This window comes from Escherichia sp. TW14182 (assembly GCF_000208525.1).
Classification (GTDB): domain Bacteria; phylum Pseudomonadota; class Gammaproteobacteria; order Enterobacterales; family Enterobacteriaceae; genus Escherichia; species Escherichia ruysiae.
In genome coordinates this window covers 13,353-35,429 of record NZ_AEJZ01000080.1, presented here as the reverse complement: position 1 = coordinate 35,429, position 22,077 = coordinate 13,353, and the positions used below count along the sequence as shown (strand labels likewise).

General features: G+C 54.8%; 20 protein-coding genes and 1 pseudogene. 18 read left to right on the top strand and 3 right to left on the bottom strand.

Features of this window, described 5'->3' with window-relative positions:
* The 10 genes from nuoE (at nt 1) to nuoN (ending at nt 12,176) form a co-directional block, all read left to right on the top strand.
* A complete protein-coding gene (gene nuoE / locus EQY_RS0108160) occupies nt 1-501 on the top strand; it encodes an NADH-quinone oxidoreductase subunit NuoE (protein WP_000545042.1) in 501 nt (166 codons plus the stop codon).
* Entirely contained in the window at nt 498-1,835 is a 1,338-nt protein-coding gene (gene nuoF, locus EQY_RS0108155) for an NADH-quinone oxidoreductase subunit NuoF (RefSeq protein ID WP_000789511.1), read from the top strand. Before nuoE ends, nuoF begins: the two co-directional genes overlap by 4 nt.
* A gap of 156 nt (nt 1,836-1,991) precedes the next feature.
* On the top strand, nt 1,992-4,718 hold the full coding sequence (nuoG, locus tag EQY_RS0108150) for an NADH-quinone oxidoreductase subunit NuoG (protein ID WP_024212464.1): 2,727 nt from the start codon (nt 1,992-1,994) through the stop codon (nt 4,716-4,718).
* The gene (gene nuoH, locus EQY_RS0108145) at nt 4,715-5,692 is read left to right on the top strand and encodes an NADH-quinone oxidoreductase subunit NuoH (RefSeq protein ID WP_000118685.1); all 978 of its coding nucleotides are present in this window, start codon (nt 4,715-4,717) and stop codon (nt 5,690-5,692) included. The genes nuoG and nuoH overlap by 4 nt, the downstream gene beginning before the upstream one ends.
* Nucleotides 5,693-5,706: 14 nt before the next feature.
* Entirely contained in the window at nt 5,707-6,249 is a 543-nt protein-coding gene (nuoI, locus tag EQY_RS0108140) for an NADH-quinone oxidoreductase subunit NuoI (protein WP_000172749.1), read from the top strand.
* A gap of 11 nt (nt 6,250-6,260) precedes the next feature.
* Nucleotides 6,261-6,815, top strand: coding sequence for an NADH-quinone oxidoreductase subunit J (gene nuoJ, locus EQY_RS0108135; protein WP_000393513.1), 555 nt, complete (start codon nt 6,261-6,263; stop codon nt 6,813-6,815).
* Nucleotides 6,812-7,114 (top strand): NADH-quinone oxidoreductase subunit NuoK, encoded by a 303-nt coding sequence (gene nuoK, locus EQY_RS0108130; protein WP_000612644.1) that lies wholly within the window; start codon nt 6,812-6,814, stop codon nt 7,112-7,114. Before nuoJ ends, nuoK begins: the two co-directional genes overlap by 4 nt.
* A complete protein-coding gene (gene nuoL / locus EQY_RS0108125; protein WP_001056603.1) occupies nt 7,111-8,952 on the top strand; it encodes an NADH-quinone oxidoreductase subunit L in 1,842 nt (613 codons plus the stop codon). Before nuoK ends, nuoL begins: the two co-directional genes overlap by 4 nt.
* A 230-nt stretch (nt 8,953-9,182) precedes the next feature.
* On the top strand, nt 9,183-10,712 hold the full coding sequence (nuoM, locus tag EQY_RS0108120) for an NADH-quinone oxidoreductase subunit M (protein ID WP_000926452.1): 1,530 nt from the start codon (nt 9,183-9,185) through the stop codon (nt 10,710-10,712).
* Between the two features lie 6 nt (nt 10,713-10,718).
* Nucleotides 10,719-12,176 (top strand): NADH-quinone oxidoreductase subunit NuoN, encoded by a 1,458-nt coding sequence (gene nuoN, locus EQY_RS0108115; protein WP_000156695.1) that lies wholly within the window; start codon nt 10,719-10,721, stop codon nt 12,174-12,176.
* Nucleotides 12,177-12,244: 68 nt separating this feature from the next.
* On the opposite strand, the gene EQY_RS0108110 is transcribed toward nuoN, so the two are convergent.
* The 3 genes and pseudogenes from EQY_RS0108110 to rbn all read right to left on the bottom strand — a co-directional run bounded on the left by EQY_RS0108110 (nt 12,245) and on the right by rbn (nt 14,113).
* Entirely contained in the window at nt 12,245-12,748 is a 504-nt protein-coding gene (locus EQY_RS0108110) for a YfbM family protein (protein WP_000525338.1), read from the bottom strand.
* A 101-nt stretch (nt 12,749-12,849) separates the two neighbouring features.
* Nucleotides 12,850-13,050: pseudogene (locus tag EQY_RS0108105) on the bottom strand (hypothetical protein); the annotation flags it as partial.
* 145 nt (nt 13,051-13,195) lie between these two features.
* A complete protein-coding gene (rbn, locus tag EQY_RS0108100; RefSeq protein ID WP_000419101.1) occupies nt 13,196-14,113 on the bottom strand; it encodes a ribonuclease BN in 918 nt (305 codons plus the stop codon).
* A 64-nt stretch (nt 14,114-14,177) separates the two neighbouring features.
* On the opposite strand from rbn, the gene EQY_RS0108095 reads away from it, so the two are divergent.
* From EQY_RS0108095 to menE, 8 genes are all read left to right on the top strand, one after another.
* Nucleotides 14,178-14,639 (top strand): GNAT family N-acetyltransferase, encoded by a 462-nt coding sequence (locus EQY_RS0108095; protein WP_000568146.1) that lies wholly within the window; start codon nt 14,178-14,180, stop codon nt 14,637-14,639.
* A gap of 54 nt (nt 14,640-14,693) precedes the next feature.
* Nucleotides 14,694-14,999: a stress response protein ElaB gene (elaB, locus tag EQY_RS0108090; protein WP_000070617.1), complete on the top strand. Its 306-nt coding sequence runs from the start codon at nt 14,694-14,696 to the stop codon at nt 14,997-14,999.
* A 78-nt stretch (nt 15,000-15,077) separates the two neighbouring features.
* Entirely contained in the window at nt 15,078-16,373 is a 1,296-nt protein-coding gene (menF, locus tag EQY_RS0108085) for an isochorismate synthase MenF (protein WP_001191450.1), read from the top strand.
* An 88-nt stretch (nt 16,374-16,461) separates the two neighbouring features.
* Entirely contained in the window at nt 16,462-18,132 is a 1,671-nt protein-coding gene (menD, locus tag EQY_RS0108080; RefSeq protein ID WP_024212463.1) for a 2-succinyl-5-enolpyruvyl-6-hydroxy-3-cyclohexene-1-carboxylic-acid synthase, read from the top strand.
* Nucleotides 18,129-18,887 carry a 2-succinyl-6-hydroxy-2,4-cyclohexadiene-1-carboxylate synthase gene (menH, locus tag EQY_RS0108075; protein WP_000600457.1) on the top strand — a complete coding sequence of 253 codons (759 nt, stop codon included), beginning with the start codon at nt 18,129-18,131 and terminating at the stop codon, nt 18,885-18,887. Before menD ends, menH begins: the two co-directional genes overlap by 4 nt.
* 14 nt (nt 18,888-18,901) lie before the next feature.
* Nucleotides 18,902-19,759, top strand: coding sequence for a 1,4-dihydroxy-2-naphthoyl-CoA synthase (menB, locus tag EQY_RS0108070; protein ID WP_000639990.1), 858 nt, complete (start codon nt 18,902-18,904; stop codon nt 19,757-19,759).
* Complete coding sequence (gene menC / locus EQY_RS0108065; protein WP_001255575.1) at nt 19,759-20,721, top strand: o-succinylbenzoate synthase; 963 nt, start codon at nt 19,759-19,761, stop codon at nt 20,719-20,721. Before menB ends, menC begins: the two co-directional genes overlap by 1 nt.
* A complete protein-coding gene (menE, locus tag EQY_RS0108060; RefSeq protein WP_000577537.1) occupies nt 20,718-22,073 on the top strand; it encodes an o-succinylbenzoate--CoA ligase in 1,356 nt (451 codons plus the stop codon). Before menC ends, menE begins: the two co-directional genes overlap by 4 nt.
* Nucleotides 22,074-22,077: the final 4 nt, after the last annotated feature.

Below are 22,077 nucleotides of genomic sequence, written 5' to 3'. Positions count from 1 at the left end.
ATGCACGAGAATCAACAACCACAAACTGAGGCTTTTGAGCTGAGTGCGGCAGAGCGTGAAGCGATTGAGCACGAGATGCACCACTACGAAGACCCGCGTGCGGCGTCCATTGAAGCCCTGAAGATCGTTCAGAAACAGCGTGGCTGGGTGCCGGACGGTGCGATCCACGCGATCGCTGACGTTCTGGGTATTCCGGCGAGCGATGTCGAAGGCGTGGCAACATTCTACAGCCAGATCTTCCGCCAGCCGGTTGGTCGCCATGTGATCCGTTATTGCGACAGCGTGGTCTGTCACATCAACGGTTACCAGGGCATTCAGGCGGCGCTGGAGAAAAAACTGAACATCAAACCAGGGCAAACGACGTTTGACGGCCGCTTTACGCTGCTGCCAACCTGCTGCCTGGGGAACTGTGATAAAGGGCCAAACATGATGATCGATGAGGATACTCACGCGCATCTGACCCCGGAAGCGATCCCTGAACTGCTGGAGCGGTATAAATGAAAAACATTATCCGTACTCCCGAAACGCATCCGCTGACCTGGCGTCTGCGTGATGATAAACAGCCAGTGTGGCTGGATGAATACCGCAGCAAAAACGGTTACGAAGGGGCGCGTAAGGCGCTGACCGGACTTTCTCCGGACGAAATCGTTACTCAGGTAAAAGACTCCGGCCTGAAAGGGCGCGGCGGTGCAGGCTTTTCTACTGGCCTGAAGTGGAGCCTGATGCCGAAAGACGAATCCATGAACATCCGTTACCTGCTGTGTAACGCCGATGAAATGGAGCCGGGCACCTATAAAGACCGCCTGCTGATGGAGCAACTGCCGCACCTGCTGGTGGAAGGTATGCTCATCTCCGCGTTTGCGCTGAAAGCTTACCGTGGCTACATCTTCCTGCGTGGCGAATATATTGAAGCAGCAGTGAATCTGCGCCGTGCCATTGCTGAAGCGACCGAAGCAGGTCTGCTTGGCAAAAACATTATGGGAACAGGTTTTGATTTTGAACTGTTTGTCCATACCGGGGCAGGGCGCTACATCTGCGGTGAAGAAACAGCGTTAATCAACTCCCTGGAAGGGCGTCGCGCTAACCCGCGTTCAAAACCGCCATTCCCGGCAACCTCCGGCGCATGGGGTAAACCGACCTGTGTCAACAACGTCGAAACCCTGTGTAACGTTCCGGCAATCCTTGCTAACGGCGTGGAGTGGTATCAGAACATCTCGAAAAGTAAAGATGCTGGCACCAAGCTGATGGGCTTCTCCGGTCGGGTGAAAAATCCGGGTCTGTGGGAACTGCCGTTCGGCACTACCGCACGCGAGATCCTCGAAGATTACGCCGGTGGTATGCGTGACGGCCTGAAATTCAAAGCCTGGCAGCCAGGCGGCGCGGGCACCGACTTCCTGACCGAAGCGCACCTTGACCTGCCGATGGAATTCGAAAGCATCGGTAAAGCGGGCAGCCGTCTGGGTACGGCGCTGGCGATGGCGGTTGACCATGAGATCAACATGGTGTCGCTGGTGCGTAACCTGGAAGAGTTTTTCGCCCGTGAATCCTGCGGCTGGTGTACACCGTGCCGTGACGGTCTACCGTGGAGCGTGAAAATTCTGCGTGCGCTGGAGCGGGGCGAAGGTCAGCCGGGAGATATCGAAACACTTGAGCAACTGTGTCGATTCTTAGGCCCGGGTAAAACCTTCTGTGCCCACGCACCTGGTGCGGTGGAGCCGTTACAGAGCGCCATCAAATATTTCCGCGAAGAATTTGAAGCGGGAATCAAACAGCCGTTCAGCAATACCCATTTGATTAATGGGATTCAGCCGAACCTGCTGAAAGAGCGCTGGTAAGGACCTTTTACCCCTCACCCTAACCCTCTCCCCGGAGGGGAGAGGGGATGATCCTGAGCCGCTTTTCTCCCTCGCCCCTTAGGGGAGAGGGCCGGGGTGAGGGGAATGATTTCGATTAACGCTCAGTCTCTGACTGAGAAAACTGGAAGCATGCTAATGGCTACAATTCATGTAGACGGCAAAGAATACGAGGTCAACGGAGCGGACAATCTGCTGGAAGCTTGTCTGTCTCTGGGTCTTGATATTCCTTACTTTTGCTGGCATCCGGCGCTGGGAAGCGTCGGTGCTTGCCGCCAGTGTGCGGTGAAGCAGTACCAAAACGCGGAAGACACGCGTGGTCGCCTGGTGATGTCCTGTATGACACCGGCTTCCGATGGCACCTTTATTTCCATTGACGACGAAGAAGCGAAACAGTTCCGTGAAAGTGTGGTCGAGTGGTTAATGACTAACCACCCGCACGACTGTCCGGTATGTGAAGAGGGCGGTAACTGCCATCTTCAGGATATGACCGTGATGACCGGACACAGCTTCCGTCGCTACCGTTTCACCAAACGTACCCACCGCAATCAGGATCTGGGGCCGTTCATCTCCCACGAAATGAACCGCTGCATCGCCTGTTACCGCTGTGTGCGTTACTACAAAGATTACGCTGACGGTACGGATCTGGGCGTTTATGGCGCACACGACAACGTCTACTTCGGTCGCCCTGAAGACGGCACCCTGGAAAGCGAATTTTCCGGTAACCTGGTCGAAATTTGCCCGACTGGCGTATTTACCGACAAAACGCACTCCGAGCGTTACAACCGTAAATGGGATATGCAGTTTGCGCCGAGCATCTGCCAGCAATGTTCCATCGGCTGTAACATCAGCCCCGGCGAACGTTACGGCGAACTGCGTCGTATCGAAAACCGTTACAACGGTACGGTAAACCACTACTTCCTCTGCGACCGTGGTCGTTTCGGTTACGGCTACGTCAACCTGAAAGATCGTCCGCGTCAGCCAGTACAGCGTCGTGGCGATGATTTCATCACCCTTAACGCCGAACAGGCAATGCAGGGCGCAGCAGATATTCTGCGTCAGTCGAAGAAAGTGATCGGCATCGGTTCTCCGCGAGCCAGCGTAGAAAGCAACTTTGCGCTGCGTGAGCTGGTGGGCGAAGAAAACTTCTATACCGGTATTGCTCACGGTGAGCAGGAACGTCTGCAACTGGCGCTGAAAGTGCTGCGTGAAGGCGGCATTTATACGCCGGCGCTGCGCGAAATCGAATCTTATGATGCGGTACTGGTACTGGGCGAAGACGTTACTCAGACTGGGGCACGCGTCGCGCTGGCGGTGCGTCAGGCGGTGAAAGGTAAAGCGCGCGAAATGGCGGCAGCACAGAAAGTGGCTGACTGGCAGATTGCGGCAATCCTCAACATCGGCCAACGTGCGAAGCATCCGCTGTTTGTTACCAACGTTGATGACACCCGTCTGGATGATATCGCGGCGTGGACTTACCGTGCACCGGTTGAAGATCAGGCGCGTTTAGGATTTGCCATCGCCCATGCGCTGGATAACTCCGCGCCAGCGGTTGACGGTATCGAGCCTGAGCTGCAAAGCAAAATCGACGTCATCGTGCAGGCGCTGGCTGGCGCGAAGAAACCGTTGATTATCTCCGGGACGAACGCCGGTAGCACAGAAGTGATTCAGGCGGCGGCTAACGTGGCGAAAGCCCTGAAAGGTCGCGGCGCTGACGTAGGTATCACCATGATTGCCCGTTCCGTCAACAGCATGGGGCTGGGCATTATGGGTGGCGGTTCGCTGGAAGAAGCGTTAACCGAACTGGAAACCGGACGCGCCGACGCGGTGGTGGTGCTGGAAAACGATCTGCATCGTCACGCTTCCGCAACCCGCGTAAATGCTGCGCTGGCTAAAGCGCCACTGGTGATGGTGGTTGACCATCAACGCACAGCGATCATGGAAAACGCCCATCTGGTGCTTTCCGCCGCCAGCTTTGCTGAAAGCGACGGTACGGTTATCAACAACGAAGGTCGCGCTCAACGTTTCTTCCAGGTTTACGACCCGTCCTATTACGACAGCAAAACGGTCATGCTGGAAAGCTGGCGCTGGCTGCACTCGCTGCACAGCACCCTGCTGAGCCGTGAAGTGGACTGGACGCAGCTCGACCATGTGATTGACGCCGTTGTGGCGAAAATCCCGGAACTGGCGGGTATCAAAGATGCCGCGCCGGATGCGACATTCCGCATTCGTGGTCAGAAACTGGCCCGTGAACCGCACCGTTACAGCGGTCGTACCGCCATGCGCGCCAATATCAGCGTTCATGAGCCGCGTCAGCCGCAGGATATTGACACCATGTTCACCTTCTCGATGGAAGGTAACAACCAGCCGACCGCGCACCGTTCGCAAGTGCCGTTTGCCTGGGCACCGGGCTGGAACTCCCCGCAGGCGTGGAACAAATTCCAGGACGAAGTGGGCGGCAAACTGCGCTTTGGCGATCCGGGTGTGCGTCTGTTTGAAACCAGCGAAAACAGTCTGGATTACTTCACCAGCGTACCGGCTCGCTTCCAGCCGCAGGAAGGGAAATGGCGTATCGCGCCGTACTACCACCTGTTTGGCAGCGATGAACTGTCACAGCGTGCTCCGGTCTTCCAGAGCCGTATGCCGCAGCCGTACATCAAACTTAACCCGGCAGATGCCGCGAAGTTGGGTGTGAACGCGGGTACACGCGTCTCCTTTAGTTACGATGGCAACACGGTCACGTTGCCGGTTGAAATCGCCGAAGGGCTGACGGCAGGGCAGGTAGGCTTGCCGATGGGGATGTCCGGCATTGCTCCAGTGCTGGCTGGCGCGCATCTTGAGGATCTCAAGGAGGCACAACAATGAGTTGGTTATCACCGGAACTGATTGAGATCCTGCTGACCATCCTCAAAGCGGTGGTGATCCTGCTGGTGGTTGTCACCTGCGGGGCATTCATGAGCTTTGGCGAACGTCGCCTGCTGGGTCTGTTCCAGAACCGTTACGGACCTAACCGTGTTGGCTGGGGCGGTTCGCTCCAGCTGGTCGCGGACATGATCAAAATGTTCTTTAAAGAAGACTGGATCCCGAAATTCTCGGATCGCGTCATCTTTACTCTGGCGCCAATGATTGCCTTTACCTCGCTGCTGCTGGCCTTTGCGATTGTGCCAGTCAGTCCGGGTTGGGTGGTTGCCGACCTGAACATCGGGATTTTGTTCTTCCTGATGATGGCTGGTCTGGCGGTTTACGCGGTGCTGTTTGCGGGCTGGTCAAGTAACAACAAATACTCTCTGCTGGGTGCGATGCGTGCTTCTGCACAGACTCTGAGCTACGAAGTGTTCCTTGGGCTTTCCCTGATGGGCGTGGTGGCGCAGGCCGGTTCATTCAACATGACCGACATCGTCAACAGCCAGGCGCATGTGTGGAACGTCATCCCGCAATTCTTTGGTTTTATTACCTTTGCCATCGCGGGCGTGGCGGTGTGTCACCGTCACCCGTTTGACCAGCCGGAAGCCGAGCAGGAACTGGCGGATGGTTACCACATTGAATATTCCGGTATGAAATTCGGTCTGTTCTTCGTGGGTGAATACATCGGGATTGTGACCATCTCTGCACTGATGGTGACGCTGTTCTTCGGTGGCTGGCAAGGCCCGTTGTTACCGCCATTCATCTGGTTCGCGCTGAAAACCGCGTTCTTTATGATGATGTTCATTTTGATTCGTGCGTCGTTACCGCGTCCGCGTTATGACCAGGTAATGTCCTTCGGCTGGAAAATCTGCCTGCCGCTGACGCTGATCAACTTGCTGGTAACGGCGGCTGTCATTCTCTGGCAGGCGCAATAAGGGGCACTAAGACCATGACCTTAAAAGAATTGTTAGTAGGTTTCGGCACCCAGGTTCGTAGTATCTGGATGATCGGCCTGCACGCGTTCGCCAAACGCGAAACGCGAATGTACCCGGAAGAGCCGGTCTATCTGCCGCCCCGTTATCGTGGTCGTATCGTTCTGACCCGCGACCCGGACGGCGAAGAGCGTTGCGTAGCCTGTAACCTCTGCGCGGTAGCCTGCCCGGTCGGCTGTATCTCGCTGCAAAAAGCAGAAACCAAAGACGGTCGCTGGTATCCGGAATTTTTCCGCATCAACTTCTCACGCTGCATTTTCTGTGGCCTGTGCGAAGAAGCCTGTCCGACCACGGCGATTCAGTTAACCCCGGATTTCGAAATGGGGGAATACAAGCGCCAGGATCTGGTTTACGAGAAAGAGGATCTGCTGATCTCCGGTCCGGGCAAATACCCGGAATATAACTTCTACCGGATGGCAGGTATGGCAATCGACGGCAAAGATAAGGGCGAAGCAGAAAACGAAGCCAAGCCTATCGACGTCAAGAGCCTGTTACCGTAAGGAGAGGGGCAATGGAGTTCGCTTTTTATATCTGTGGCCTGATAGCCATACTTGCGACCTTGCGAGTGATCACCCATACCAATCCGGTACACGCACTGCTGTACCTGATTATTTCGCTGCTGGCGATTTCCGGGGTGTTCTTCTCACTGGGCGCTTATTTCGCTGGTGCGCTGGAAATTATCGTCTACGCGGGTGCCATTATGGTGCTGTTCGTGTTCGTGGTGATGATGCTCAACCTGGGCGGTTCAGAAATCGAACAGGAACGCCAGTGGCTGAAACCGCAGGTGTGGATTGGTCCGGCAATTTTGTCGGCCATCATGCTGGTGGTGATTGTTTACGCCATTCTCGGTGTTAACGATCAGGGTATCGACGGTACGCCAATCAGTGCTAAAGCAGTGGGTATTACGCTGTTCGGGCCTTACGTACTGGCGGTGGAACTGGCTTCTATGCTGCTGCTGGCTGGTCTGGTTGTGGCCTTCCACGTCGGTCGTGAAGAGCGTGCGGGTGAAGTGCTGAGCAATCGTAAAGACGACAGCGCGAAAAGAAAAACGGAGGAGCGCGCATGATCCCCTTACAACATGGACTGATCCTCGCGGCAATCTTATTCGTTCTTGGCTTAACCGGTCTGGTTATCCGTCGCAATCTGCTGTTTATGCTGATTGGTCTGGAAATCATGATTAACGCCTCCGCGCTGGCCTTTGTGGTCGCCGGTAGCTACTGGGGCCAGACCGACGGTCAGGTGATGTACATTCTCGCCATCAGCCTCGCGGCGGCAGAAGCGAGTATCGGCCTTGCGCTGCTGCTGCAACTTCACCGTCGTCGCCAGAACCTGAACATCGATTCAGTAAGTGAGATGCGCGGATGAACATGCTTGCCTTAACCATTATTTTGCCATTGATTGGCTTCGTCCTGCTGGCGTTCTCCCGTGGACGCTGGTCTGAAAACGTCTCTGCGATCGTTGGCGTTGGCTCTGTGGGCCTGGCGGCGCTGGTGACCGCTTTTATCGGCGTCGATTTCTTCGCTAACGGCGAGCAGGCTTACAGCCAGCCGCTGTGGACGTGGATGTCGGTAGGCGACTTTAACATTGGTTTCAACCTGGTGCTGGACGGCCTGTCGCTGACCATGCTCTCGGTGGTTACCGGTGTGGGTTTCCTGATCCACATGTACGCCTCCTGGTATATGCGCGGTGAAGAGGGATACTCTCGCTTCTTCGCCTACACCAACCTGTTCATCGCCAGCATGGTGGTTCTGGTTCTCGCCGACAACCTGCTGCTGATGTACCTCGGCTGGGAAGGCGTGGGTCTGTGCTCCTATCTGCTGATCGGTTTCTATTACACCGATCCGAAGAATGGCGCAGCGGCAATGAAAGCGTTCGTCGTGACCCGTGTGGGTGACGTGTTCCTCGCTTTCGCGCTGTTCATTCTTTACAACGAACTGGGCACCCTGAACTTCCGCGAAATGGTGGAACTGGCACCAGCGCACTTTGCTGACGGCAATAACATGCTGATGTGGGCGACGCTGATGCTGCTGGGCGGTGCGGTCGGTAAATCTGCGCAGTTGCCGTTGCAGACATGGCTTGCCGACGCGATGGCTGGCCCGACGCCAGTCTCCGCGCTGATCCACGCCGCAACGATGGTAACAGCCGGTGTCTACCTGATCGCTCGTACCCACGGCCTGTTCCTGATGACCCCGGAAATCCTGCATCTGGTGGGTATTGTCGGGGCGGTTACGCTGCTGCTGGCAGGCTTTGCTGCACTGGTACAAACTGACATCAAACGTGTTCTCGCTTACTCCACCATGAGCCAGATTGGTTACATGTTCCTCGCGCTTGGCGTACAGGCATGGGATGCGGCGATTTTCCACTTGATGACCCACGCGTTCTTTAAAGCGTTGCTGTTCCTGGCATCCGGTTCCGTCATTCTGGCCTGCCATCACGAACAGAACATCTTCAAGATGGGCGGTCTGCGTAAATCTATTCCACTGGTTTATCTCTGCTTCCTGGTGGGCGGCGCGGCACTGTCGGCACTGCCGCTGGTCACTGCGGGCTTCTTCAGTAAGGATGAGATCCTCGCGGGTGCGATGGCGAATGGTCATATCAATCTGATGGTGGCAGGTCTGGTCGGTGCGTTTATGACCTCGCTTTACACCTTCCGTATGATTTTCATCGTCTTCCACGGAAAAGAACAAATTCACGCTCACGCCGTGAAAGGGGTAACTCACAGCCTGCCGCTGATTGTGCTGCTGATCCTTTCCACCTTCGTTGGCGCACTGATTGTACCGCCGCTGCAGGGCGTGCTTCCGCAAACGACGGAACTGGCGCACGGCAGTATGTTGACCCTGGAAATTACCTCTGGCGTGGTTGCGGTCGTCGGCATTCTGCTGGCTGCCTGGCTGTGGCTGGGTAAACGTACTCTGGTGACCTCCATCGCCAACAGTGCGCCGGGTCGCCTGCTGGGAACCTGGTGGTACAACGCCTGGGGCTTTGACTGGCTGTACGACAAAGTGTTCGTCAAGCCGTTCCTGGGTATTGCCTGGTTGCTGAAACGCGATCCGCTGAACTCAATGATGAACATTCCGGCGGTTCTCTCGCGCCTTGCGGGTAAAGGTCTGCTGTTCAGTGAGAACGGCTACCTGCGCTGGTATGTGGCATCCATGAGCATCGGTGCGGTCGTGGTGCTGGCACTGTTGATGGTACTGCGTTGAGTTGTTGGCTGAGTGAATATACCCGGCGTTGCGCCGGGTCTGTGAACTAAGAATAAATTTTAGGTAACTGTTCCTGAAGTACAGGCGTCATCGGCGAAGTCAGACCGGATACCGCCAGCGCACAGCAACCGGAGCGTACTTAAGTACGTGAGGATTGCGAGCACTGCCGGGATTCGGGCTGGCGAGTGAGATAGCCTGAGCAGGAGTAAATATAAGGGACATACTTAGCTATGTTATTACCCTGGTTAATACTAATCCCCTTTATCGGCGGCTTCCTGTGCTGGCAGACCGAACGCTTTGGCGTCAAGGTGCCGCGCTGGATCGCGCTGATCACCATGGGATTGACGCTGGCGCTGTCGCTGCAACTGTGGTTGCAGGGCGGTTATTCACTGACGCAATCCGCCGGAATTCCACAGTGGCAGTCTGAATTCGACATGCCGTGGATCCCGCGTTTTGGAATCTCTATCCATCTCGCCATTGATGGTCTGTCGCTGCTGATGGTCGTGCTGACCGGTTTGCTCGGCGTGCTGGCCGTACTCTGTTCGTGGAACGAGATCGAAAAATATCAGGGCTTCTTCCATCTCAACCTGATGTGGATCCTGGGCGGCGTTATCGGCGTGTTCCTTGCCATCGACATGTTCCTGTTCTTCTTCTTCTGGGAAATGATGCTGGTGCCGATGTACTTCCTGATCGCACTGTGGGGGCATAAAGCCTCTGACGGTAAAACGCGTATCACGGCGGCAACCAAGTTCTTCATTTACACCCAGGCGAGTGGTCTGGTGATGTTGATCGCCATCCTGGCGCTGGTTTTTGTTCACTACAATGCGACTGGCGTCTGGACCTTCAACTATGAAGAGCTGCTGAATACGCCGATGTCCAGTGGTGTGGAATATCTGTTGATGCTGGGCTTCTTCATCGCCTTTGCGGTGAAAATGCCGGTGGTTCCGCTGCATGGCTGGCTACCGGATGCGCACTCCCAGGCACCGACCGCCGGTTCCGTTGACCTCGCGGGGATCTTGCTGAAAACCGCTGCTTACGGTCTGCTGCGTTTCTCCCTGCCGCTGTTCCCGAACGCGTCGGCAGAGTTCGCGCCAATCGCTATGTGGCTGGGTGTTATCGGCATTTTCTACGGTGCGTGGATGGCCTTCGCTCAGACCGATATCAAACGTCTGATCGCCTACACCTCGGTTTCCCACATGGGCTTCGTGCTGATTGCTATCTACACCGGCAGCCAGTTGGCCTACCAGGGCGCGGTAATTCAGATGATTGCGCACGGCTTGTCGGCGGCGGGTCTGTTTATTCTCTGCGGTCAGCTCTATGAACGTATCCATACCCGCGACATGCGCATGATGGGCGGTCTGTGGAGCAAGATGAAATGGCTGCCAGCACTGTCGCTGTTCTTTGCGGTGGCAACGCTTGGGATGCCAGGCACCGGTAACTTCGTCGGCGAATTTATGATTCTGTTCGGCAGCTTCCAGGTTGTGCCGGTGATTACCGTTATCTCTACCTTTGGGCTGGTCTTTGCATCTGTTTATTCGCTGGCGATGTTGCATCGCGCTTACTTCGGTAAAGCGAAAAGCCAGATTGCCAGCCAGGAACTGCCAGGGATGTCGCTGCGTGAGCTGTTTATGATCCTGTTGCTGGTGGTGCTGCTGGTACTGCTGGGCTTCTATCCGCAGCCGATTCTGGATACCTCGCACTCCGCGATTGGCAATATCCAGCAGTGGTTTGTTAATTCCGTTACTACTACAAGGCCGTAAATCGCCATGACAATAACTCCACAAAACCTGATCGCACTGCTACCGTTGCTGATCGTCGGCTTGACGGTGGTGGTTGTGATGCTCTCCATTGCGTGGCGACGCAATCATTTCCTCAACGCTACGCTCTCGGTTATTGGGCTTAACGCGGCGCTGGTTTCGCTCTGGTTTGTCGGCCAGGCTGGCGCTATGGACGTTACGCCGCTGATGCGCGTTGATGGTTTCGCCATGCTTTATACCGGGCTGGTTCTGCTGGCGAGCCTCGCCACCTGTACTTTCGCCTACCCGTGGCTTGAAGGCTATAACGACAACAAGGACGAGTTCTACCTGTTGGTGTTAATTGCCGCGCTGGGCGGGATCTTGCTGGCGAATGCCAACCATCTGGCGTCTCTGTTCCTCGGTATCGAACTGATCTCTTTGCCGCTGTTTGGCCTGGTCGGTTACGCTTTCCGTCAGAAACGTTCGCTGGAAGCCAGTATCAAATACACCATCCTTTCTGCCGCAGCATCTTCTTTCCTGCTGTTCGGTATGGCGCTGGTGTATGCACAGTCTGGTGACCTGTCGTTTGTCGCGCTGGGTAAAAACCTCGGCGACGGTATGCTCAACGAGCCGCTGTTGCTGGCAGGTTTTGGCCTGATGATTGTCGGCCTCGGCTTCAAACTCTCTCTGGTTCCGTTCCACCTGTGGACGCCAGACGTATACCAGGGCGCGCCTGCGCCGGTTTCCACTTTCCTGGCGACGGCGAGTAAAATCGCTATCTTCGGTGTGGTGATGCGTCTGTTCCTTTACGCACCGGTGGGTGACAGCGAAGCGATTCGCGTGGTGCTGGCGATTATCGCCTTTGCCTCTATCATCTTCGGTAACCTGATGGCGCTGAGCCAGACCAACATCAAACGTCTGCTCGGTTACTCGTCTATCTCTCACCTCGGCTATCTGCTGGTGGCGCTGATTGCGCTGCAAACCGGCGAGATGTCGATGGAAGCGGTAGGGGTTTACCTGGCCGGTTATCTGTTCAGCAGCCTCGGCGCATTCGGCGTGGTCAGCCTGATGTCCAGCCCGTATCGTGGCCCGGATGCTGATTCCCTGTTCTCTTACCGTGGTCTGTTCTGGCATCGCCCGATACTCGCGGCAGTGATGACGGTGATGATGCTGTTGCTGGCAGGTATTCCGATGACGCTGGGCTTTATCGGTAAGTTCTATGTGCTGGCTGTCGGTGTCCAGGCACACCTGTGGTGGCTGGTGGGCGCCGTGGTTGTCGGTTCGGCAATCGGCCTCTACTACTACCTGCGCGTGGCGGTGAGCCTGTACCTTCATGGTTCAGAACAGCCAAACCGTGATGCGCCGTCAGACTGGCAGTACACAGCAGGTGGTATCGTGGTGCTGATCTCTGCCCTGCTGGTTCTGGTGCTGGGTGTATGGCCGCAACCGCTGATTAGCATTGTGCGTTTGGCAATGCCGATGATGTGAGTCGTCAGTCAGTAAGCTGAGAAAGCCGCCGACATGTTCGGCGGTTTTTTTATGGTGCCCTGACACCATCACCCAACAATAACCGTCAGCGCATGATTCCCTTGCCGCAGCATACGTCGATACGCACTAATCAGTTTTTCCATATCAAGCATGATCGAAGCAAAGAGTTGCCCCTCTAACTCCTCTGAAAAGGTCACTCCCGGATAAATATCCATTTCATTGAGTCGCTTAATGGAAAACTGTTTACGCAGTTCATTTCGGTCGAGTGCCTCCAGACGGTCAATAGTGGCGGCTAACTCCTGATTCCAGGTCAATCCCAGGAAACCATCGATGCTATCTTCGAGACTATGTTCACCGAGCACCGCACGACTCAGCGGATCATTCTTCGCTGGATCAAAAGCAGAGGTGCCCGTCAGGCCAAAATGTAAAAAGTCCCAGCGTTTATCAATATCCAGTCGCCTTGAGCCTGAAATCGTTTCATGAATATCGTCCATTAAAGATTTCTCATTAGACTCAATCAATTTGTTGGCCTTTTCTGAGTTAATTTCCGCAAAATACGCAATCATTCCCATCTTATTTCTCCCGTCAGATTTCCTTTTGCGCATCTTAAAACAGACGGGGGGAAATAAAACATACAAGCTGCTTTTTCTGGAGCCGCCTCGAGAAAATTTTATTATTTACTGTTGTACAACAAGGTTATAACACCATCCACCACCTGCGCCATTTTCTGATAGTTCAGTCTGTCTGCGGTATCACCGGGCAGGTGATATTGTTTATTACGATAAAAAGCGGTGTCTGTAATCATGACGGCGGGGATATCTTGCTGCCAGTAATTAAGATGGCCAGAGAAATCGATACCGGGAATAAAACCAGGACATGGGCGAGTCTGTTATTTATCACTATTAATGATAAATATCATGCTCAAATATATTGTTGGCTTGATAGATTTATATAAAAGTAGCCTGAGTCATTGGCTGATGAAACAGGGCGATTTTGCCCTGTTATCAATTAATTAAAAATTATACGTGAAACACCGCGAAATCGCTCGCCAGTTCTGTTGCCGGGAAAATTGCCCGGCACTCGCGTAATAAATGCTGACAGCCTTTATCATCATAGCGTGAGCTGACGTGAGTAATGATCAATTTGCCGACACCCGCCTCACGAGCCAGAGTCGCCGCCTGACGGCTTGAACTGTGCCCACGGCTGTTGGCTTTGGCTTCCATCTCCATATCCAGCGTCGTTTCGTGAACCATTATGTCGACACCTTTAGCAAGATCGATTGCGGCATCGCAAGGGCCGGTATCACCGAAAATGGCGATTGATTTACCCGGTGTAGGCGCGGCTAAGTAATCAGCGCCGTTAATCTGCCGACCGTCTTCCAGCGTGACTGTTTTGCCTTTTTTCAAATCCTGGAACAGCGGACCCGGTTGTACGCCGGCATCTTTTAACGCCTGAGCATTTAGCGCGCCTGGTTTATCATGTTCTTCAATACGATAGCCGTAACACTCCAGTGGATGTTCCATCGGGTAAGCGGTCACTTTGCGCAGTCCATCATCAACTATTTCTCCAGCCGTAATTTCAACAATTTCCAGCGGATAATCCGTCCACGAGCCGCTAATGCGTAACGCTGTCTCAACAAATTCACGGATACCTTTCGGACCATAAATTGTTAATGGTTGCACAATGCCTGACATGGAACGACTGCATAGCAATCCTGGCAAGCCAAAAAGGTGATCGCCATGAAGATGGCTTATAAAAATCCTGTCCAGTTTTCCTGGGTTAAATGCCGTGTGCAACATCTGGTGTTGTGTACCTTCACCACAATCAAATAACCAAAGCCCGGCTTGCGTCGGATGTTTCAGATTAAGCAATATTGCCGTGACATTACGTGTCCGGGTCGGAACACCTGCCGAAGTGCCTAAAAAAATTAATTCCATGAGTTCATCACGCTGCTGAAAATATTCCGGCTAGTATAAAGCAAACAGCACAAAGGAGCCTTCCATGATCGACTGGCAAGATCTGCATCATTCTGATTTATCCGTTTCTCAGCTTTATGCCTTATTACAACTGCGTTGTGCGGTATTTGTAGTGGAACAAAACTGTCCTTACCAGGATATCGATGGCGACGATCTGGTGGGAGAAAATCGCCACATTCTCGGTTGGCATAACGGGACACTGGTGGCGTATGCGAGGATTCTGAAAAGTGACGACGAACTGCAACCCGTTGTGATTGGTCGGGTGATTGTCAGCGAAGCCTTACGCGGCGAAAAAATTGGTCAGCAATTGATGAGTAAGGCGCTGGAATCGTGTACTCGCCACTGGCCGGAGAAGCCGATTTATCTGGGGGCGCAGGCGCATTTACAAAACTTTTATGGGCAATTTGGTTTCATCCCTGTGACCGATATTTATGAGGAAGATGGTATTCCGCATATCGGGATGGCGCGCGAGGTTATTCAGGCGTAATCGATAACCGTTGTCTATAGTTAGTGGCAGGTTTTACGCAAATGGAGAACGAGAATGTCTAATCAGTTTGGTGATACACGTATCGATGACGACCTGACGTTGCTGAGTGAAACACTTGACGAGGTACTACGTTCCTCTGGCGATCCCGCCGATCAAAAATATGTTGAACTAAAGGCGCGTGCAGAAAAGGCGCTGGATGATGTGAAAAAAAGGGTAAGCCAGGCTTCTGACAGTTATTACTATCGGGCGAAGCAGGCAGTTTATCGCGCCGATGACTACGTCCATGAAAAACCCTGGCAGGGAATTGGCGTTGGCGCGGCTGTTGGACTGGTATTAGGACTATTGCTGGCACGCCGTTAAAACCTCCCTACACTGGGGTACTGCATTTTTTCTGTAGTACCCCGTATAATGTGAGGCTTTTAACAGGGAGAGGTCCGCGTGCAATCACTTACTACGGCGCTGGGAAATCTACTGCGCCATTTGTCGCAAGAGATTCCGGCGACACCCGGCATTCGGGTTTTCGACATTCCTTTCCCTCTCAATGACGCTTTTGATGCCTTAAGCTGGCTGGCCAGTCAGCAAACGTATCCGCAATTTTACTGGCAACAACGTAATGGCGATGAAGAAGCAGCCGTGCTGGGCGCAATCATCCGCTTTACGTCGTTGGGGCAGGCGCAACGTTTTCTTCGTCAGTATCCGGAACACACCGACTTACGCATCTGGGGATTGAATGCGTTTGACCCGTCGCAGGGTAATCTACTTTTACCACGTCTGGAATGGCGACGCTGTGGCGGTAAAGCCACGCTACGGCTGACGCTATTCAGTGAAAATTCCCTTCAGCACGATGCAGTTAAGGCAAAAGAATTTATCGCCACACTGGCGAATATTAAACCTTTGCCCGCGTTACGTTTAACCACCACGAAAGAACAACACTGGCCGGACAAAACTGGCTGGACGCGATTAATCGAACTGGCAACGAAAACCATCGCCGAAGGTGAACTCGACAAAGTGGTTCTTGCCCGGGCGACTGACCTGCATTTCGCAAGTCCGGTCAATGCAGCGGCGATGATGGCTGCCAGCCGGCGGCTCAATCTGAACTGCTATCATTTTTACATGGCCTTTGATGGCGAAAATGCTTTTCTTGGCTCAACGCCTGAGCGGCTATGGCGGCGGCGAGACAAAGCTCTGCGTACCGAAGCCCTGGCGGGAACGGTAGCAAATCATTCTGATGATAAGCAGGCGCAGCAGTTGGGTGAGTGGCTGATGGCGGATGATAAAAACCAGCGCGAGAACATGCTGGTGGTGGAAGATATCTGCCAACGATTGCAGGCCGATACCCAGACGCTGGATGTGTTACCGCCGCAGGTACTGCGCCTGCGTAAAGTGCAGCATCTGCGCCGCTGTATCTGGACTTCACTCAACAAAGCGGATGATGTGATCTGTTTACATCAGTTACAGCCAACGGCAGCCGTTGCTGGCTTACCGCGCGATCTGGCGCGGCAGTTCATCGCCCGGCACGAACCGTTCACCCGTGAATGGTATGCCGGTTCTGCGGGTTATCTCTCATTACAACAAAGCGAATTCTGCGTTTCCCTGCGCTCGGCGAAAATCAGTGACAATGTGGTGCGATTATATGCCGGAGCAGGCATTGTCCGAGGCTCAGACCCCGAGCAGGAGTGGCAGGAAATCGACAACAAAGCGGCAGGGTTGCGAACATTATTACAAATGGAATAGTAATGAGTCGCATCATTACCGATTCATATCAATAATCTATTTTTGTAGCTCCTTATACTTAGCCGCAATATTGATACCGGACAAACTCATGTCAGTAAGCGCATTTAACCGACGCTGGGCGGCGGTCATTCTGGAAGCATTAACGCGTCATGGCGTCAGACACGTCTGCATTGCCCCTGGCTCTCGTTCTACGCCGTTAACGTTAGCGGCGGCGGAAAATTCTGCATTCATCCACCACACCCATTTTGATGAGCGTGGGCTGGGGCATCTGGCACTGGGGCTGGCGAAGGTCAGCAAACAGCCGGTGGCGGTGATAGTAACTTCCGGCACGGCGGTGGCAAATCTCTATCCGGCACTGATTGAAGCGGGGTTAACCGGAGAGAAACTGATCCTCTTAACCGCCGATCGCCCGCCAGAACTGATTGACTGCGGCGCGAATCAGGCGATTCGCCAGCCGGGAATGTTCGCCTCTCACCCCATGCATAGCATTTCACTACCGCGTCCGACCCAGGATATTCCCGCTCGCTGGCTGGTATCTACCATCGACCATGCTCTCGGTACTTTGCATACTGGCGGAGTCCATATCAACTGCCCGTTTGCTGAACCGTTGTATGGCGAGATGGACGACACCGGGCTTAGCTGGCAACAACGTCTGGGCGACTGGTGGCAGGACAATAAACCGTGGCTGCGTGAAGCGCCTCGTCTGGAAAGTGAAAAACAGCGCGACTGGTTCTTCTGGCGGCAAAAGCGCGGCGTGGTCGTTGCGGGTCGCATGAGTGCGGAAGAGGGCAAAAAAGTCGCCCTGTGGGCGCAAACTCTTGGCTGGCCGCTGATTGGCGACGTGCTGTCGCAAACCGGGCAGCCGCTGCCGTGTGCCGATCTCTGGTTAGGCAATGCCAAAGCGATCAGCGAGTTACAGCAGGCGCAGATTGTGGTGCAACTGGGGAGCAGCCTGACCGGCAAACGGTTACTGCAATGGCAGGCAAGTTGTGAGCCGGAAGAGTACTGGATTGTTGATAATATCGAAGGGCGACTCGACCCGGCGCACCATCGTGGACGTCGGCTGATTGCTAATATCGCCGACTGGCTGGAACTGCATCCGGCAGAAAAACGCCAGCCCTGGTGCGTTGAAATCCCGCGTCTGGCTGAACAGGCAATGCAGGCGGTTGTGGCGCGCCGAGATGCATTTGGTGAAGCGCAACTGGCGCACCGCATCAGCGACTATCTGCCGGAACAGGGGCAACTGTTTGTCGGTAACAGCCTGGTGGTGCGTCTGATTGATGCACTCTCGCAACTTCCGGCAGGTTATCCGGTTTACAGCAACCGTGGAGCCAGCGGTATTGACGGACTGCTCTCTACCGCCGCAGGTGTTCAGCGGGCGAGCGGTAAACCCACGCTGGCGATTGTTGGCGATCTTTCCGCACTTTACGACCTGAACGCACTGGCGTTACTGCGTCAGGTTTCCGCGCCGCTGGTATTAATTGTGGTAAACAACAACGGCGGGCAAATTTTCTCGCTGCTACCAACGCCGACAAGCGAGCGCGAGCGTTTCTATCTGATGCCGCAAAACGTCCATTTTGATCATGCTGCCGCGATGTTTGAGCTGAAATATCATCGCCCGCAAAACTGGCAGGAACTTGAAGCGGCGCTTGCCGACGCCTGGCGCACCCCGACCACCACCGTGATTGAGATGGTGGTTAACGACACCGATGGCGCACAGACCCTCCAGCAATTGCTGGCGCAGGTAAGCCATTTATGATCCTGCACGCGAAGGAAAAACACGGCAAGCCAGGTTTACCCTGGCTGGTTTTTCTGCACGGTTTTTCCGGTGATTGCCACGAATGGCAGGAAGTCGGCGAAGCGTTTGCCGACTACTCGCGGTTGTATGTTGATCTCCCAGGTCACGGCGGTTCGGCGGAAATTAGCGTCGATGGTTTTGATGATGTCACCGACTTACTGCGTAAAACCCTTGTTAGTTACAACATACTTAACTACTGGCTGGTGGGGTACTCGCTCGGTGGACGCGTGGCGATGATGGCGGCTTGTCAGGGGATGCGGGGGCTGAGTGGGGTTGTTGTGGAAGGCGGTCATCCGGGGCTGCAAAATGCTGAACAACGCACGGAACGTCAGCGTTCCGATCACCGTTGGGCGCAGCGTTTTCGCACAGAACCATTAACGGCAGTATTTGCCGACTGGTATCAACAACCAGTTTTTGCCTCGCTTAACGACGAGCAGCGCCGGGAACTGGTGACGCTGCGTAGCAACAATAATGGCGCAACCCTTGCCGCCATGCTGGAAGCAACCTCATTGTCCGTCCAGCCTGATTTACGTGCTAACCTTAGCGCCCGCACATTTGCGTTTTATTATTTATGTGGTGAACGTGACAGCAAATTCCGCGCTCTGGCGGCGGAACTGGCTGCTGACTGCCATGTCATTCCTCGCGCCGGACATAACGCGCACCGGGAAAATCCCGCTGGCGTAATCGCAAGTCTGGCGCAGATCTTGCGTTTCTGACTAAAGGACACAATATGATTTATCCTGATGAAGCAATGCTTTACGCACCGGTTGAATGGCACGACTGTTCCGAAGGTTTCGAGGACATTCGTTATGAAAAATCCGCCGACGGTATCGCAAAAATCACCATTAATCGTCCGCAGGTGCGCAATGCCTTCCGTCCTCTGACGGTAAAAGAGATGATCCAGGCGCTGGCGGATGCGCGTTATGACGATAACATCGGCGTGATCATTCTGACTGGCGCAGGCGATAAAGCGTTCTGCTCTGGCGGCGATCAAAAAGTCCGTGGTGACTACGGTGGTTATAAAGATGACTCCGGCGTACATCACCTGAACGTGCTGGACTTCCAGCGCCAGATCCGTACCTGTCCAAAACCGGTTGTCGCGATGGTGGCTGGCTACTCCATCGGCGGCGGTCACGTTCTGCACATGATGTGCGATCTGACCATTGCGGCAGAAAACGCCATCTTCGGTCAGACTGGGCCGAAAGTCGGTTCCTTCGACGGCGGCTGGGGCGCTTCCTATATGGCGCGTATTGTCGGGCAGAAAAAAGCGCGTGAAATCTGGTTCCTGTGCCGTCAGTACGACGCAAAACAGGCGCTGGACATGGGCCTTGTGAACACCGTTGTGCCACTGGCGGATCTGGAAAAAGAAACCGTCCGCTGGTGCCGCGAAATGCTGCAAAACAGCCCGATGGCGCTGCGCTGCCTGAAAGCTGCGCTGAACGCCGACTGCGACGGTCAGGCAGGGCTGCAAGAGCTGGCGGGTAACGCCACCATGCTGTTCTACATGACGGAAGAAGGTCAGGAAGGTCGTAATGCTTTCAACCAGAAACGTCAGCCTGATTTCAGCAAATTTAAACGGAATCCGTAATGCGTAGCGCGCAGGTATACCGCTGGCAGATCCCCATGGACGCGGGGGTGGTTCTGCGCGACAGGCGGTTAAAAACCCGCGACGGGCTGTACGTTTGCCTGCGCGATGGCGGGCGCGAAGGGTGGGGAGAGATCTCCCCACTGCCGGGCTTCAGTCAGGAAACCTGGGAAGAGGCGCAAAGCGTGCTGCTTGCCTGGGTAAATGACTGGCTGGCAGGCGATTGCGAATTACCGCAAATGCCTTCCGTCGCCTTTGGCGTGAGCTGCGCGCTGGCAGAGCTTACTGATACGTTGCCGCAAGCAGCCAATTACCGTGCGGCACCGCTGTGTAACGGCGATCCGGACGATCTGATCCTCAAACTTGCCGATATGCCTGGCGAGAAAGTGGCGAAGGTCAAAGTGGGATTGTACGAAGCCGTGCGCGATGGCATGGTAGTGAATCTGTTGCTGGAAGCGGTTCCGGATCTGCATTTGCGTCTTGACGCGAATCGCGCCTGGACGCCGCTGAAGAGCCAGCAGTTTGCCAAATATGTCAATCCGGATTATCGCGACCGCATCGCTTTTCTCGAAGAACCGTGCAAAACACGCGATGATTCCCGCGCCTTTGCCCGTGAAACTGGCATTGCCATTGCCTGGGATGAAAGCCTGCGCGAGCCGGATTTTGCCTTTGTGGCGGAAGAGGGCGTGCGCGCGGTGGTGATCAAACCTACGCTCACGGGCAGCCTGGAGAAAGTACGCGAGCAGGTGCAGGCGGCGCACGCGCTGGGGCTGACGGCGGTGATCAGTTCTTCCATCGAGTCGAGCTTAGGCTTAACGCAACTGGCGCGGATTGCGGCCTGGTTAACGCCAGACACCATTCCGGGTCTGGACACGCTGGATCTGATGCAGGCGCAGCAGGTTCGTCGCTGGCCGGGTAGCCCGCTACCGTTAGTGGAAGTAGATGCACTGGAGCGGCTGCTATGATCTTCTCTGACTGGCCGTGGCGTCACTGGCGGCAGGTGCGGGGAGATGCCATCGCCTTGCGTCTCAATGACGAGCAACTCAACTGGCGCGAGCTTTGTGCTCGCGTCGATGAATTAGCGTCGGGCTTTGCGGCGCAGGGCGTAGTTGAGGGCAGCGGCGTGATGTTGCGGGCGTGGAATACGCCGCAAACGCTGCTGGCCTGGCTTGCGTTGTTGCAATGCGGTGCGCGGGTGCTTCCCGTCAACCCACAGCTTCCGCAGCCGTTGCTTGAGGAGTTGCTGCCCAATCTTACGCTGCAATTTGCGCTGGTGCCGGAAGGGGAGAACACCTTTCCGGCATTAACGTCGCTGCAAATTCAGGCTGGAGAGGGCGCATATGCAGCTATGTGGCAGCCGACACGCCTGTGCTCAATGACGTTGACCTCTGGTTCTACCGGGTTGCCGAAAGCCGCTGTCCATACTTATCAGGCTCATCTTGCCAGCGCCGAAGGGGTGTTATCGCTGATTCCGTTTGGCGATCACGATGACTGGCTGCTCTCTTTGCCGCTATTTCATGTTTCCGGTCAGGGAATTATGTGGCGCTGGTTATACGCTGGCGCGCGGATGACGGTGCGTGATAAACAGCCATTGGAGCAAATGCTGGCAGGCTGTACGCACGCTTCGCTGGTGCCGACGCAGCTCTGGCGTTTGCTGGTTAACCGTAGTTCCGTTTCCCTGAAAGCGGTGTTACTTGGCGGCGCGGCTATCCCGATCGAGTTGACGGAACAGGCGCGCGAGCAGGGTATTCGTTGCTTTTGCGGCTATGGTCTGACCGAGTTTGCCTCCACGGTGTGTGCGAAAGAAGCCGACGGTCTGGCAGACGTCGGTTCGCCGCTGCCCGGTCGGGAAGTGAAAGTTGTTAACGATGAGGTATGGTTGCGCGCTGCCAGTATGGCAGAAGGTTACTGGCGTAACGGGCAACTGGTGTCGCTGCTCAATGATGAAGGCTGGTACGCTACGCGCGATCGCGGCGAGATGCATAACGGTAAACTGACCATTGTCGGGCGCTTGGATAATCTGTTCTTTAGCGGTGGCGAAGGTATTCAGCCGGAAGAGGTGGAGCGGGTTATTGCTGCACATCCTGCGGTTTTGCAGGTGTTTATCGTCCCCGTTGCAGACAAGGAGTTTGGTCATCGCCCGGTAGCTGTGGTGGAGTATGACCAGGACAGCGTGGATCTTAGCGAATGGGTGAAAGATAAGCTGGCCCGTTTTCAGCAACCGGTGCGTTGGCTGACGTTGCCATCAGAACTGAAAAACGGCGGCATTAAAATTTCACGCCAGGCGTTGAAAGAGTGGGTTCAACGCCAGCAGTAATGGA